The sequence below is a fragment of the Chryseobacterium sp. FR054 genome (assembly GCF_056844565.1).
Map to the genome: position 1 here is coordinate 351,385 of NZ_JBXDSA010000002.1, position 12,494 is coordinate 363,878.

Annotated in this window: 19 protein-coding genes; 10 read left to right on the forward strand and 9 right to left on the reverse strand. The window is 39.3% G+C overall.

Going from position 1 to position 12,494, the window contains the following annotated elements; all coding sequences use genetic code 11:
* Together AC106S_RS08965 and AC106S_RS08970 are read right to left on the reverse strand one after the other, a co-directional pair.
* Window positions 1-230 (reverse strand): hypothetical protein (locus tag AC106S_RS08965; protein ID WP_482438732.1); only part of this gene is annotated, 230 nt, incomplete at its 3' end.
* Window positions 231-451: 221 nt separating this feature from the next.
* The gene (locus AC106S_RS08970; RefSeq protein ID WP_482438733.1) at window positions 452-829 is read right to left on the reverse strand and encodes a winged helix-turn-helix transcriptional regulator; all 378 of its coding nucleotides are present in this window, start codon (window positions 827-829) and stop codon (window positions 452-454) included.
* Between the two features lie 91 nt (window positions 830-920).
* Here AC106S_RS08970 and AC106S_RS08975 point away from each other — a divergent pair, with 91 nt between their 5' ends.
* The 4 genes from AC106S_RS08975 to AC106S_RS08990 all read left to right on the forward strand — a co-directional run bounded on the left by AC106S_RS08975 (window position 921) and on the right by AC106S_RS08990 (window position 3,614).
* Complete coding sequence (locus tag AC106S_RS08975; RefSeq protein ID WP_482438734.1) at window positions 921-1,910, forward strand: NADP-dependent oxidoreductase; 990 nt, start codon at window positions 921-923, stop codon at window positions 1,908-1,910.
* A gap of 4 nt (window positions 1,911-1,914) precedes the next feature.
* A complete protein-coding gene (locus AC106S_RS08980; RefSeq protein ID WP_482438735.1) occupies window positions 1,915-2,385 on the forward strand; it encodes a cupin domain-containing protein in 471 nt (156 codons plus the stop codon).
* 313 nt (window positions 2,386-2,698) lie between these two features.
* Window positions 2,699-3,133 (forward strand): GNAT family N-acetyltransferase, encoded by a 435-nt coding sequence (locus tag AC106S_RS08985; RefSeq protein ID WP_482438736.1) that lies wholly within the window; start codon window positions 2,699-2,701, stop codon window positions 3,131-3,133.
* Window position 3,134: 1 nt separating this feature from the next.
* Window positions 3,135-3,614, forward strand: a complete 480-nt coding sequence (locus AC106S_RS08990) for a GNAT family N-acetyltransferase (RefSeq protein WP_482438737.1) — start codon at window positions 3,135-3,137, stop codon at window positions 3,612-3,614.
* On the opposite strand, the gene AC106S_RS08995 is transcribed toward AC106S_RS08990, so the two are convergent.
* From AC106S_RS08995 to AC106S_RS09010, 4 genes are read right to left on the reverse strand one after another with little or no spacing between them, the layout of a single operon-like run.
* Window positions 3,603-4,019: a GNAT family N-acetyltransferase gene (locus AC106S_RS08995; RefSeq protein ID WP_482438738.1), complete on the reverse strand. Its 417-nt coding sequence runs from the start codon at window positions 4,017-4,019 to the stop codon at window positions 3,603-3,605. The two genes, AC106S_RS08990 and AC106S_RS08995, sit on opposite strands and share 12 nt — an antisense overlap.
* On the reverse strand, window positions 3,967-4,110 hold the full coding sequence (locus tag AC106S_RS09000) for a hypothetical protein (RefSeq protein WP_482438739.1): 144 nt from the start codon (window positions 4,108-4,110) through the stop codon (window positions 3,967-3,969). Before AC106S_RS09000 ends, AC106S_RS08995 begins: the two co-directional genes overlap by 53 nt.
* 10 nt (window positions 4,111-4,120) lie before the next feature.
* Complete coding sequence (locus tag AC106S_RS09005; protein ID WP_482438740.1) at window positions 4,121-5,032, reverse strand: LysR family transcriptional regulator; 912 nt, start codon at window positions 5,030-5,032, stop codon at window positions 4,121-4,123.
* 46 nt (window positions 5,033-5,078) lie between these two features.
* A complete protein-coding gene (locus tag AC106S_RS09010) occupies window positions 5,079-5,819 on the reverse strand; it encodes a metallophosphoesterase family protein (RefSeq protein ID WP_482438741.1) in 741 nt (246 codons plus the stop codon).
* Between the two features lie 364 nt (window positions 5,820-6,183).
* Between AC106S_RS09010 and AC106S_RS09015 the strand changes: the two genes are divergently transcribed.
* The 4 genes from AC106S_RS09015 (at window position 6,184) to AC106S_RS09030 (ending at window position 9,052) form a co-directional block, all read left to right on the forward strand.
* Window positions 6,184-6,798, forward strand: coding sequence for an NAD(P)H-dependent oxidoreductase (locus tag AC106S_RS09015; protein ID WP_482438742.1), 615 nt, complete (start codon window positions 6,184-6,186; stop codon window positions 6,796-6,798).
* On the forward strand, window positions 6,798-7,085 hold the full coding sequence (locus AC106S_RS09020) for a putative quinol monooxygenase (protein ID WP_482438743.1): 288 nt from the start codon (window positions 6,798-6,800) through the stop codon (window positions 7,083-7,085). Before AC106S_RS09015 ends, AC106S_RS09020 begins: the two co-directional genes overlap by 1 nt.
* A gap of 9 nt (window positions 7,086-7,094) precedes the next feature.
* Entirely contained in the window at window positions 7,095-7,847 is a 753-nt protein-coding gene (locus AC106S_RS09025) for a type 1 glutamine amidotransferase domain-containing protein (protein ID WP_482438744.1), read from the forward strand.
* 221 nt (window positions 7,848-8,068) lie between these two features.
* Entirely contained in the window at window positions 8,069-9,052 is a 984-nt protein-coding gene (locus AC106S_RS09030; protein ID WP_482438745.1) for an aldo/keto reductase, read from the forward strand.
* A 214-nt stretch (window positions 9,053-9,266) separates the two neighbouring features.
* On the opposite strand, the gene AC106S_RS09035 is transcribed toward AC106S_RS09030, so the two are convergent.
* From AC106S_RS09035 to AC106S_RS09045, 3 genes are all read right to left on the reverse strand, one after another.
* The gene (locus AC106S_RS09035; protein ID WP_482438746.1) at window positions 9,267-9,710 is read right to left on the reverse strand and encodes a carboxymuconolactone decarboxylase family protein; all 444 of its coding nucleotides are present in this window, start codon (window positions 9,708-9,710) and stop codon (window positions 9,267-9,269) included.
* A 4-nt stretch (window positions 9,711-9,714) separates the two neighbouring features.
* Entirely contained in the window at window positions 9,715-10,143 is a 429-nt protein-coding gene (locus AC106S_RS09040; protein WP_482438747.1) for a DoxX family protein, read from the reverse strand.
* Between the two features lie 63 nt (window positions 10,144-10,206).
* On the reverse strand, window positions 10,207-10,779 hold the full coding sequence (locus tag AC106S_RS09045) for a Crp/Fnr family transcriptional regulator (protein ID WP_482438748.1): 573 nt from the start codon (window positions 10,777-10,779) through the stop codon (window positions 10,207-10,209).
* Window positions 10,780-10,844: 65 nt separating this feature from the next.
* Between AC106S_RS09045 and AC106S_RS09050 the strand changes: the two genes are divergently transcribed.
* Window positions 10,845-11,210 (forward strand): DUF1304 domain-containing protein, encoded by a 366-nt coding sequence (locus tag AC106S_RS09050; protein WP_482439571.1) that lies wholly within the window; start codon window positions 10,845-10,847, stop codon window positions 11,208-11,210.
* Between the two features lie 205 nt (window positions 11,211-11,415).
* Entirely contained in the window at window positions 11,416-12,291 is an 876-nt protein-coding gene (locus AC106S_RS09055) for an aldo/keto reductase (protein ID WP_482438749.1), read from the forward strand.
* The last annotated feature ends 203 nt before the right edge of the window (window positions 12,292-12,494 follow it).

Sequence of the window (12,494 nt, forward strand, 5' to 3'; positions counted from 1 at the left end):
GCAATGATTTTATCTACGATAAAATTTAACACAGTATCATTTGCTGAAAATCTCTGATTTTCTTGCGCCTTAAAAGTCGCGTAATAATTTAAAATCTTAGAGCCTTTTGCGTTTTCCAACAAAAAAAATGATTTAATATTCTCTCGCAGATTTTGCAGATTGAGCAGATTTTTTTGCATTCTATGTTTTGTTGGAATTTGCGCAAGGACGCTTTTTTTTATCTGCATCATGCCTTATAAGGCGCAATGATTTTATCTACGATAAAATTTAACACAGTATCATTTGCTGAAAATCTCTGATTTTCTTGCGCCTTAAAAGTCGCGTAATAATTTAAAATCTTAGAGCCTTTTGCGTTTTCCAACAAAAAAATGATTTAATATTCTCTCGCGGATTTTGCAGATTGAGCAGATTTTTTATTTTGCGTTTGTGGGAATCTTAATTTTATAACAACCTACCCCATCGATTGCTTAATCTTCTCCCGGTGGATGATTCCCCAGTTCACTAAGGTTTCCGTTACCGGAAAAACAGATTTGCCATATTCGGTTACTGCATAGGTAACAGTTACGGGTTTGGTATTCTGAACCGTTCTGGTGATCAGAAGATTGGTTTCCAGTTCCCTTAATTCTTTGCTTAGCATTTTAGCCGAAATACCTTCAATCCCACGTTCCAGCTTTTTAAAATGAATCTGCTGATCCGTCCTGTTCGTTAAATAACGGAGGATCATCAGTTTCCATTTTCCGCCTAAAACATCGAGGCTGTCGCGCATTGCAAATAATTCTTCTGTACAGGTAGCCTCTCTTTCCATTCCGTTTTCTATGATTTTTGCCATAATAGTTTCATTGAGGTAACTGGTTACCTTTTGTTAACTGATAGCAAATATAAACTATTCAGCCGGTACATTTGTACATCAAATCAATCCAATGAAAGCAGTTATATTAAACGAAAATTTTCAGCTTGAGGACGGCTTTACAGAAAAGCCTGTGCCGAAAAGCCATGAAGTCCTGATCAGGATTAAAGCCAGCGGTTTTAATCCTATCGATTACCAGATGCTTGAAAATGAGCTGGAAAGAAAGCTTATCAGTTCACACATCATTGGCCGCGAACTGTCAGGCATTATTGTAGAGAAAGGGGCCGAAGCCCCGCAATTCAATATCGGGGACGAAGTTTATTGCGGAAGCGGCTCAATGGGAAGTAACGGTTCCTATGCAGAATATATTGCCGTACCCGAAGCCATCGTTTCTTTAAAGCCTGAAAATATCAGTTTTGAGCAGGCTGCTTCAATTCCTTCAGCCGGTCTGACTGCATTACAGATTTTTAAACGTTTGAAACCCAGTTATGACGACAGCATTCTTGTTACCGGAGCGGCAGGAGGTGTAGGATCTTTTTTAATTAAACTTTTAACAGCTCACCGCTATCAGCAGATCATTGTAACTGCCGGCAGTGAAGAAAACAGACAGATGCTTTTAAAAACAGGACTGAAAGACCATCAGATCATTAGCTATAAAGAGAAAAATCTTAAAGAAAATCTTTTGCAGGCGAATAATAACCGGCCTTTTGATATTGGAATTGATCTCGTAGGAAATTATATGTCTGAAATTACTGCTGACCTTTTAAAGATCAACGGAATCTATACGGATGTTACGGCTCTTGTGACTAAAGATGCCCATGAAACTTTATTCAATAAAGGAACCCTGATCATGAATATTTCCAATTACACTTACAGTATGACCAAAACCTATTCATACTATCAAAACGGACTGAACGAAATCGCAAAAATGATAGAAAACGGAAATATCACTCCACCGAATATTAGAATTGCAGGTCCGCTTTCCCTGAAGACCGTAATGACCGCTCATTCCATTTTAAAAAATAATCAGACCCAGGGACATAAACTCATCATGCAGCATTAAAAAAATGAATACCATACCAAGACGAATCGTAACAGGCTTTAGAAATGGAAAATCAGTGATTATAGAAGATTGCATATCCGAAAATACGGTGGAACATTTACCGGGGCTTATTATTTCAGATCTCTGGAATACTCAGTCCATGCCCGCTTCACTGGCATCTGAACAGATAATTCCCAATACCGGTTTTCCGGAAACCCCTAAAAACGGAACTTATTTCCGGTATGTGGTTATTCCGCCGGATAAGGATCTCGGCACAGAATGGAAACCGGGCGAACCTCATCCATTGATGCATCAGACCCGGACTCTGGATTATGTCATCATCCTTTCCGGGGAACTTTATCTTATTATGGAGGAGGGGGAAACCTTGCTTAAACCCGGAGATATTGTCATCCAAAGGGGTACCAACCACGCATGGAGCAATCGGTCCGGTCAGCCGTGTATTCAGTTAGCTGTTCTGATTGATGCGGAAGGCTGATGATTTTTAATCAATTTTTATTGGGAAAAGCAAAGGTGCAAAAGGTTTTCAGCTATTGTACTGGTCTTAAGGGGCAAGAAAATCAGAAATTTTCAGCAGATAGATTTCGTATTTACTAAAAAGATTTCTCCCAGATGGTACAGGTTTCCCGGAAAAAAGGGTGTTTATGCAGATTTTGAAATTCAATCCTGTAAAATCTGCTTATTCTGTCTGCTCTGTGAGTGATGGAAAATAAGTTCGCCTATCAGATCACTCTGAGTTCTGTACACCGGGGTTAGCTTCTAAATTCTTATTTTTGCAAAAATCAAAAAAAATGTCACATACGATCAGGCTTGCCCATGCTGAAGATTATCCCAGGATTATGGAGATCTGGGAATCTGCGGTAAAAGCTACTCATGATTTTCTTGCTGAAGAGGATTTCAACTATTTCAAAGAAGTGATTCCAAGAGATTATCTTCCGAATCTGGAGGTCTACCTCATCACCGGAAATGAAAAAGCAGAAGGCTTTGCGTCTGTTGCGGAAGGTAATCTGGAAATGCTTTTTATCCACAATGATACCCGCGGAAAAGGATATGGAAGGATGCTGTATGAATTTATGAAAGAGCAGACGGGCCTTACCAGAGTAGACGTTAATGAACAGAATCCTCAGGCGATTGGTTTTTATGAAAAAATGGGCTTCAGACAGACCGGAAGATCAGAGAAAGACGGCTCCGGAAAAGATTATCCTATCATTCACATGAGCTTGTAAAATGAAAAATTATACTTTCAGAAAAATAAAACCGGATTCAGAAATTCCGTACGATATGCTCCTGCTTGCCGATGAAACCGTAGAAGCCATCAACCGGTATATCTTTGATTCCGACATTTATCTATTGGGTAACGGAGAGCTTGATATTGCAGTTATCGTACTTTATGATAAAGACGATCTAGAGTTAGAGATCAAGAATATGGCCGTTATTGAGGATTTCAGAAGCAGTGGTATCGGCAGCATTCTGATTGATAAAGCCAAAGAAATTGCTTTGAGAAACGGGTGTGAAATTTTAACTGTGGGAACTTCAGATACGGGATTTCAGCAGATCAGATTTTATGAGAAGAACGGATTTGTTAAAAAAGGAATCCGCAAAGATTTTTTTATAGAAAATTACCCTTCTCCGATCTTCGAAAACGGTTTGCAGATGCGGGATATGGTTATTCTGGAATTTCCGATTTATCATCAACTATTTTCGTAAGTTTTCAATAGTGTAAATAACTCCTGTATTTCCGTCAAAATCAAACTCACGTGTAAAGGTCATTCCCATTTTTTGAAGTACCCTTATGGAAGCGGTATTTTCAGCCATTGCCCGTCCTATGATTTTCTGAAGATTCAGTTGTTCAAATCCATAATTCAGGCAGGCAGCCGCACTTTCCGAAGCATATCCTTTATTCCAGTATTCTTCAAAAAACCGGAATCCAAGATCCGTTTCACCGGTTTCTTCATGGTATTTTAAACCGCACCAGCCAAGAAATGTAAGGTCAGATTTATTTATAACAGCCCATCTTCCGCAGCCGTTCTTTTCATAATCTTTATAGTTCTCTAAAAAATCACGTGCTTCCTCTACATGAGTAAATGCTGAATCCCCGGTGTACCATGACATTGGGATTTTGATTGAGCCTGAAAAAACCGTCTGCATCATCAGAGCATAGTTCTCTCAGCAGAAGCCGTTCTGTTTCTGCTATTTTTTTCATACAAAAGAATTTATGCCATTACTTTTTTACCCATCATCTGACGGAAGAGTCCTTTGATATGATCGATCTCAGGCTGGTAATTTGTTTTTTTCCGGCATCCGAAATACAGTGTGTTTTCCAGCTTTTTCTCGCCTTCCCAGATCAGCTTGATCTCCCCATTGTCAATTTCATTCTTACACAGGAAATCCGGGACAACGGCCAGTCCGGTTCCTCCTTTCAGGCATCGTATGATTGAGTTTAAATTCGGAACGATATAATTCGGACGGAAGTTTGGCTTATGTCCGAAATTCATGATCCAGAACTGAAACAGATGTTCCATATCTCCGGTAGTTCCGTACCACTTTTCCTGTTTCAGCCATTCTTCAATATGTTCCGGGCCTTTTGTATGTGCGGTTTCCAGGAAACTTTCCGTATCTACATCTTTTCCGCCTACCAGAATGATCTGTTCTGAAGAAAAAGCTTCATGCTCTATATTGGGGGAAACTCCTTTTTTGGGGGTAATGATAAGATCCAGAATTCCTTTATCAAGCTGCTCCAGCATTTCAGGATATTCCCCGAAACTGATGATCAGGTTGAAAGGCAACGTAGAAACATATTGTTCCAAAGTCGTCTGAAATGTTTCAAAACACATTCCCACGCTGATTGTAGGAGTGAGTTTCTCCGTAGATTTCTGGAAGTTTTTTTCTACATCTTCAAGTTTGGCCAGAGGTTCTGCAACTGCATTAAACAAAACCTTTCCCCTTTCGGTAGGAATCATTTTCCGGCCTGTTCTGTCAAATAATTTATACCCTACATAGGCTTCCAGCGAACTTAAATGAAGGCTCACGCCCGGCTGTGAAATAAACAGGGATTCCGCGGCCCCTGTCAGTGTGCCGGTTTTATAGATAGCTTTAAAGGTGCGGTACCATTCTAAATTGACCATAACTTTAATTATAAATATTATGATACAAAATTACAAAATAATTATTTTACTGATAGATTTCATTTCTCAGGAACGCCGCATAATAATCCGGAATGCCGCTTTCTTCGATTAGACGGGCTGTTTCTTCAACCGGATAGGATAACTGTACGATTTCAGGGATGATTCTATCTTCATCCAACGTTAAAACCAGGTAAGAGGCAAGCCGGTTATCCTCTTTGGAACGTCCTACGGAACCGCAGTTTACAGCCCATTTTCCGTTATCCAGATGTTTTTTAAATGATAAATGTGTGTGTCCCATTACGATCATATCAGATTGAGACTCTTCCAGCATACGGATAAAAACCTCATCGCTTTCAGTTTCATAAAGATAAGTATCATTACTGGACAGACTGGAATGAACCAGCTGAATGTTCCAGTGCTTTTTCCCTGTTTTATAATTCAGTTTCAGATGAAAAGGCAGCTGTGAAAGGAATTTTTTGTTTTCTGCGGTGATATTCTTTTTAGAATGATCAATTGCCATATAACGTGCTTCTGTTTCCTCCGGTGAATGCTTTTCCAATGGAATTACCGGAAAATCAAATGCGATCCTTTCATCATGGTTTCCCATTAAGCAGGGAATATTCAGGTCTTTAATTTTTTGGGTTACCTCATTTCCCCACGGGGCAAAATCTACCAGATCTCCCAGACAGAATTTCTGGTGTATTCCTCTTTGCTTCATATCATTCAATACAGCATCCAAAGCCGGAAGATTTCCGTGTACATCACTAAAAACCGCAATCTTTAACATATTCATTCAATTGATCTGACAAATTTACATGACATGCCTGATCAAATGATTTTAAAGAATATGATTTTTATACATGTTATTCAGCATAGTAAGGGATCAGATGGCTTAATGTACCAAACTTTTCTTTCATCATTCAGCTGAAACAGTAAAATTCACTACTGACAACAGACACTATCAACCCAGTTCCCATATCTATCATCTATCCGTCTATCATCTATCCGTCTATCATCCATCATCTATCATCTATCATCTATCATCTTCATTCAATCTATAATTTTTCTAATACTTACCTATAATTCATATTATTTTTATTATACAACAACCCGTCCTAATTTTGCATCAGAAAATTTAACAATCATAAAAAATGAAAAAAGTATTCATCATCAACGGAGGACAGAATTTCGGGCATTCCGGAGGAAAATATAATCAGACTATTGCAGAAAACACTTTGGAAGTTTTAAAGAAATTCGAAAACACAGAAGTAAAGATCACCAATGTAGCAGAAGGTTATGACAGAGACGAAGAGGTGAAAAAATTTGTATGGGCAGATTATATTATTTATCATACACCGATCTGGTGGTTCCAGCTTCCGAACGGACTGAAAAAATATATTGACGATGTATTTACCGCAGGCCACGCCAAAGGAATTTATATGAGTGACGGAAGAAATGCAGAACATCCGGAAATCAATTACGGAACCGGAGGAATGCTGGGTGGAAGAAAATATATGGTAACCACCAGCTGGAATGCTCCGGCAACCGCATTTACACTTCCCGGAGAATTCTTTAATGAAACCGGTGTAGACGACGGACCTTTATTCGGTTTCCACAGGATGAACGCCTTTGTTTCTCTGGAAAAAATGGAGAGTTTCCATTTCCATGATGTAGAAAAAAATGCGAATATAGAACGCGATATGAAACTTTACAGAGAACATCTTGAACATGTTTTTGAACAGGAATTAAAACCACAGCTAGTCTAATGAAAATTTATCTTACCGCAGTAATCAAAGCGAAAGAAGAGCATCAGGAAGAAGTACTGGAAGTTCTTCAGAATATGGTAACAGAGACCAGAAAAGAAGACGCCAACGAATTATACAGCCTTCATCAGGATATTGAAGACAGAAACCGGTTTGTATTTTATGAAATCTGGAAAAATGAAGAAGGACTGGCTCTGCACAACCGGCAGCCCTATATCCAGGCTTTCGGAGCCATTGCGGATGAAAAATTACAGGAAAAACCTCAGATCTATCTCACTCATATTCTTTAATAATATCCGATGAAAAAACTGGTCCTTTTATTTTTAAGCCTGCTTACGATAGGAATTGTTCAGGCACAACACCAAAAATCCAAACCTATGAAAAAGAAAATCCTGTTCGTGGTAACCAGTCACGACAAAAAAGGAAACACCGGTGAAGATACCGGATATTATCTGGGAGAAGTTTCCCATCCGTGGGAAGTTCTTCACCAAGCCGGTTATGAAATAGATTTTGTAAGCCCGAAAGGCGGAACTCCTCCCGTAGACGGCTTTGATTTGAAAGATCCGGTCAACAAAGCGTTCTGGGAAAACAAAGAATACAAAAACAAGATCGATCATTCTTTAAGTCCGCCACAGGTTCATCCGGAAGATTATTCAGCCATCTTTTATGCCGGGGGGCATGGTGCCATGTGGGATCTGGCAGACAATACGGAACTGGCCGCCATCGCGTCAAAGATCTATGAAAATGATGGTATCGTGGCAGGAGTATGCCACGGCCCGGCAGGTCTTGTTAATATTAAACTCAGCAATGGCCGGTATTTAGTAGAAGGCAAAAAGATCAATGCTTTTACCAATGAAGAAGAGGCAGAAGTGAAACTAACGGATGTTGTTCCTTTTCTTCTGGAAAATAAATTAAAAGAAAGAGGTGCAAAATTTGAAAAATCGGGACTCTGGCAGAATCATGTAGTAACAGATAAAAGAGTGATTACAGGGCAGAACCCTCAGTCTGCAAAAAGTGTCGGGGAAGCCATTTTAAAAGAATTAAACAGATAACCTGTCACTTTTAACCATAAAAGCTTTTTGTTTAAACATTTTAGTTCACTTAAGGAAGCTAACAGTCATGCTGTCTAAAGTACAGATGAGGAGAATCTTCGGTTTAAAAAGCTCAGTGTTCTTGTTTGTGAAATAAGATTCACTTTATGAGACTGAAGTGTTTAAATCTTTTATGCTTTCTGTGGTTTAATACGTAATAACATATTTTAAAAACAAGAAAAATGGAATACAGAACATTAGGAAATACAGACCTTGAATTATCAGCAATCACTCACGGAGCATTTGCTATCGGAGGAAATATGTGGGGTGGAAATGAGAAACAGGATTCCATCAGTTCAATTCATGCTTCCCTGGATCACGGAGTCACTTCTATTGATACCGCACCTTTCTATGGTTTCGGACTGAGTGAAGAAATGATCGGAGAAGCTATTAAAGGCAAAGACCGTTCAAAGATCCAGCTGCTGACGAAGTTCGGACTGGTATGGGACGGCAGCAATAACGGAAAGGGAGAATTTTTCTTCGATGCGGAAGAAAACGGAAAAACAATTCCTGTTTATAAATATGCCTCAAAAGCCAATATCATCAAAGAAGTGGAAGAAAGCTTACAGAGACTGGGAACAGATTATATCGATCTTCTCCAGCTTCACTGGCCGGACAGTACAACTGCAATCAGTGAAACAATGGAAGCAATGGATCTTCTGATCCGGCAGGGAAAAATCCGTGCCGCTGGGGTGAGTAATTATTCCGTTGCCCAGATGCAGGAAGCGAACAGAACTCTTCATTTAGCCGGCAACCAGGTTTCTTACAGTATGCTGAACCGTAATATTGAAAACGATCTTGTTCCTTATTCTTTAGAGAACAATTCGGGAATTATCGTGTACAGTCCGATGGAAAGAGGGCTTCTCACAGGAAAATATTTCAGGGAAAATAAATTAAAAGAAAATGACCACAGAAACGGTTACTTCTCCCAGTTTGATCTGAATAAAGTAAAGACTTTCCTTGACAAAATTGAACCTATTGCTCAGGAAAAAGGAGCCACTCTTTCTCAATTGGTATTGCGCTGGACTGCATTACAGCCGGCCATCACGGTTGTTCTGGCCGGAGCAAGAAACGCGAAGCAGGCCATAGAAAATGCCAAAGCAATGGCTATTGAATTTTCTCAGGAAGAGTTGAACTTCATCAATTCTGCCCTGAACGAGATATAAAGAAAAAGCAAGATGGAAGCCGGAGGATGAAGGTACGACTGGACTATAAACATGTATAACCATTCTGATTTCAATTGTTAAAATTTAATTTCTGCAGACAGCATACAATAATTCCTTCACAGATTAACATAACTTCCTCTTCCATCTTCCTGCTTCCCTTCTATACGAAAAGAGCCCTTCAAAATTGAAAGGCTCTTTTGGTTTGGAATAGCTACTATTTCGGGATCTGCATATGCGTACTCACCGCAATTCTGTTCCATCCGTTGATCGTTACGATCGCCATAATGATCTGGGCAATCTGTGCATCATCAAAATACTGTTTTGCTTTCTGGAAAGTTTCTTCGGTAAGGCCTTTATGACTGATCAGGGTAATCTCTTCAGTCATAGCCAGAAGTACCTGCTCTTCCTCTGTGAAAAAATCCTTTGCTTCCCTCCATCCTTCAAGAATAAAAATCCTTTGAGGGTTTTCTCCGTATTTAATGGCATCTTTGGCATGCATATCAAGGCAGAAAGCACATCCGTTGATCTGTGAAGCTCTGATTTTGATTAATTCTTTTTGAATATGATTCAGCGAAATGGTCTGAAGATATCCTTCTAATCCTAACATCGCTTTGTACGCCGCAGCATCCACAGCTGCGATATTAATTCTTGTACTCATAATTTTATTTTTGGGTTAAATGATCTATGCTAAAAGAGTATCCGGACTGTACAGCCAGTAAAAAAGCTCCGGCACTGCCTACCCAGACTGAAAAGTCGAGCGGGGCTTTAAGTCCCAGTGCTATGCTCATTGACAGCGCAAAAACCAGGAGCAGTAAGCCTGATCCATAAGCCGCAATACGGGTTTTCCATCCCAGAATCAGCATCAGCGGAAAAAGGATCTCCAGAGAAGTGGCGGCATATGCAGAGGCAGTACTTAATGATCCGGGAAGAAAAAAGGTAAGCTTTTGGGTATATTTTTCAAAGTTGCTCCAGTTCCCCCACGCTGAATTTTCGCCCCAGAATCCGAACCTGTCGGCCACTGCAGAAAGCATGGTCACTGAAATGGCGAGTCTTAAAAACAATTGCGGAATTTTATTTTTCTGATCTGTCATTGTATTGGCTTTTAATCACATGACAAATTTCCGTTTTATAATCCGTAAAAATCTTAAACTGGTTTAAGAACGTAATTTTGCCCTGATTTCACTCAGGTATTCCGGGGTAAGATTTAAAAAAGAAGCGATCAGATACTGAGGAATCCTTTGTATAAACCACGGATAAAGTGTACTGAAATGAAGATAAAGTTCTTCTCTGGACATTTCATAAAGATAGCGGATCCTTCTCTCGGAAGCCGCATAAGCCCTCTGATAGATCATTCTGAAATACCGTTCCATCACCGGATGTTTCTGAAGCAGAAGTTCCTGCTGCTGGAGATCAATAACAAGAATGACAGACCGTTCCACAGCCTGAATAGAAAAATCCGACGGAATCTGTCTTTCATATGCAAAAGTATCGGTGATCCACCAGTTTTCTATGGCAAACTCCGTGGTCTGCTCTGCTCCTTTCTCATTGATGAAAAATTTCCGTAAACAGCCTTCCGCTACAAAATACATACATCTGCAAATCTCTCCATGAAGCATCAGATTCTGTTTTTTCTTTACTTCAAGTACCTGGAAAAAAGAAAATACAGAATCATATTCCTGATCTGTAACCGTGATAAATTTGTTTAAATGTGCCCTGAAAGTATCCATCTTTGCAATTGAGTAACCAAACTTAACTTTATTTTTTTAGTTTTACAATGACAAAATATAAAATCATGGAACTCGTCGCCAAAATACTTATTGCTGCAGTTGTTTTAGAGCATGTTTATATCCTGTGGATGGAGATGTTCGCCTGGGAAACCAAAGGAAAAGAAGTTTTTAAGGCCGCCCTGCCACCGGAAATGTTCAAACCCACCAAAGGATTGGCAGCCAATCAGGGGCTGTATAACGGATTTCTGGCTGCCGGACTGATCTGGTCTTTTTTTATAGAAGATCCGAAATGGCAGACGAATATCGCCTTATTCTTTTTAGGTTGTGTAGCCATAGCAGGAATTTACGGAGCTGTTTCCGCCACGAAGAAAATATTCTTTGTACAGGCGCTTCCTGCCATTTTAGCTATTATCGCTGTACTCCTTAAATAATAGATTATTTGCTGGGAATTTTTTGATTTTCCTGTGCTTTAAAGGAAGCATAATAATCTAAAACCTTTATGCCTTTTAGTTTTTTCAACTTACCCAATGCTGAATTTTTTAATAAATAACAGTAAAATTGGTAAGCCATATTTCCGATTTTTTATCGCAAATTTGTTATACCTTATCTTGATATTAAAAATTTAAAGTAAAAGTTATGCAAAAGAAAACCTATACAGGACAGCCTGTAGTAACCTTAAATAATGGTGTGGATATTCCGGCACTGGGATTTGGAGTATGGCAGATGGAGAATCTGGAAGAATGTGAAAAAGCGGTGATCAAAGCAATTGAGACGGGCTACCGGATGATTGATACGGCAGCGATCTATCAGAATGAAACCGCGGTAGGAAAGGCTGTGAAGAATAGCGGTGTGGAGAGGGATGAACTTTTTATCACCTCAAAAGTATGGGTACAGGATCATGGATATGAAAAGACAAAAAGTGCATTTCAAAGAACCCTGGACAGACTGCAGATGGATTATCTTGATATGTACCTGATCCACTGGCCTTACGGAGATTTCGCGGGAACCTGGAAAGCAATGGAAGAACTGTATCATGAAGGAAAGATCAAAGCAATAGGGGTATGCAATTTTACGGTAGAGAAGCTTGAAGAACTAAAAGAGAATTCAAAGGTCGTTCCGGTGATCAATCAGATTGAACTTCACCCGGTATTTCAGCAGAAAGAACTTCAGGTGTACGACAGGGAGAATAATATCATTACCCAGCCGTGGAGTCCGCTTGGAAACGGAAATGCAGATCTCCTGAATAATGCAGAATTAAAAACAGTCGCTGAAAAATATCATAAAACAACAGCTCAGGTGATCCTGAGATGGCATCTGCAGGAAGGATTTGTAGTCATTCCTAAATCGGTAACCCCTTCCAGAATTGAAGAAAACTTTAATGTTTTTGATTTTGAACTCACAGAAGATGAAATGAATACCGTTCGTTCTCTGGATACAGGAAAACGGCTGTTCTTTGATCCGAAAGATCCGGAATGGGAGCAGAAAATGCTGAAATCTGTTGCAGATATTTAATCATTATAAACTTTCCGCAGATCACAGGTCTGCGGAAATTATTTTTTAAGACAGGTGGATTAATTCAAAAAAAATTGATGAAGATAAAAATACAGTTACCCTGAACCCTGACTATATTTTTCCAATACTCAAAGAATTTGATTTAGATAAAACCTTGAAGGTTATAAAAAATCGAATTTAGAAATTTAAGCAGCCTCTTCATA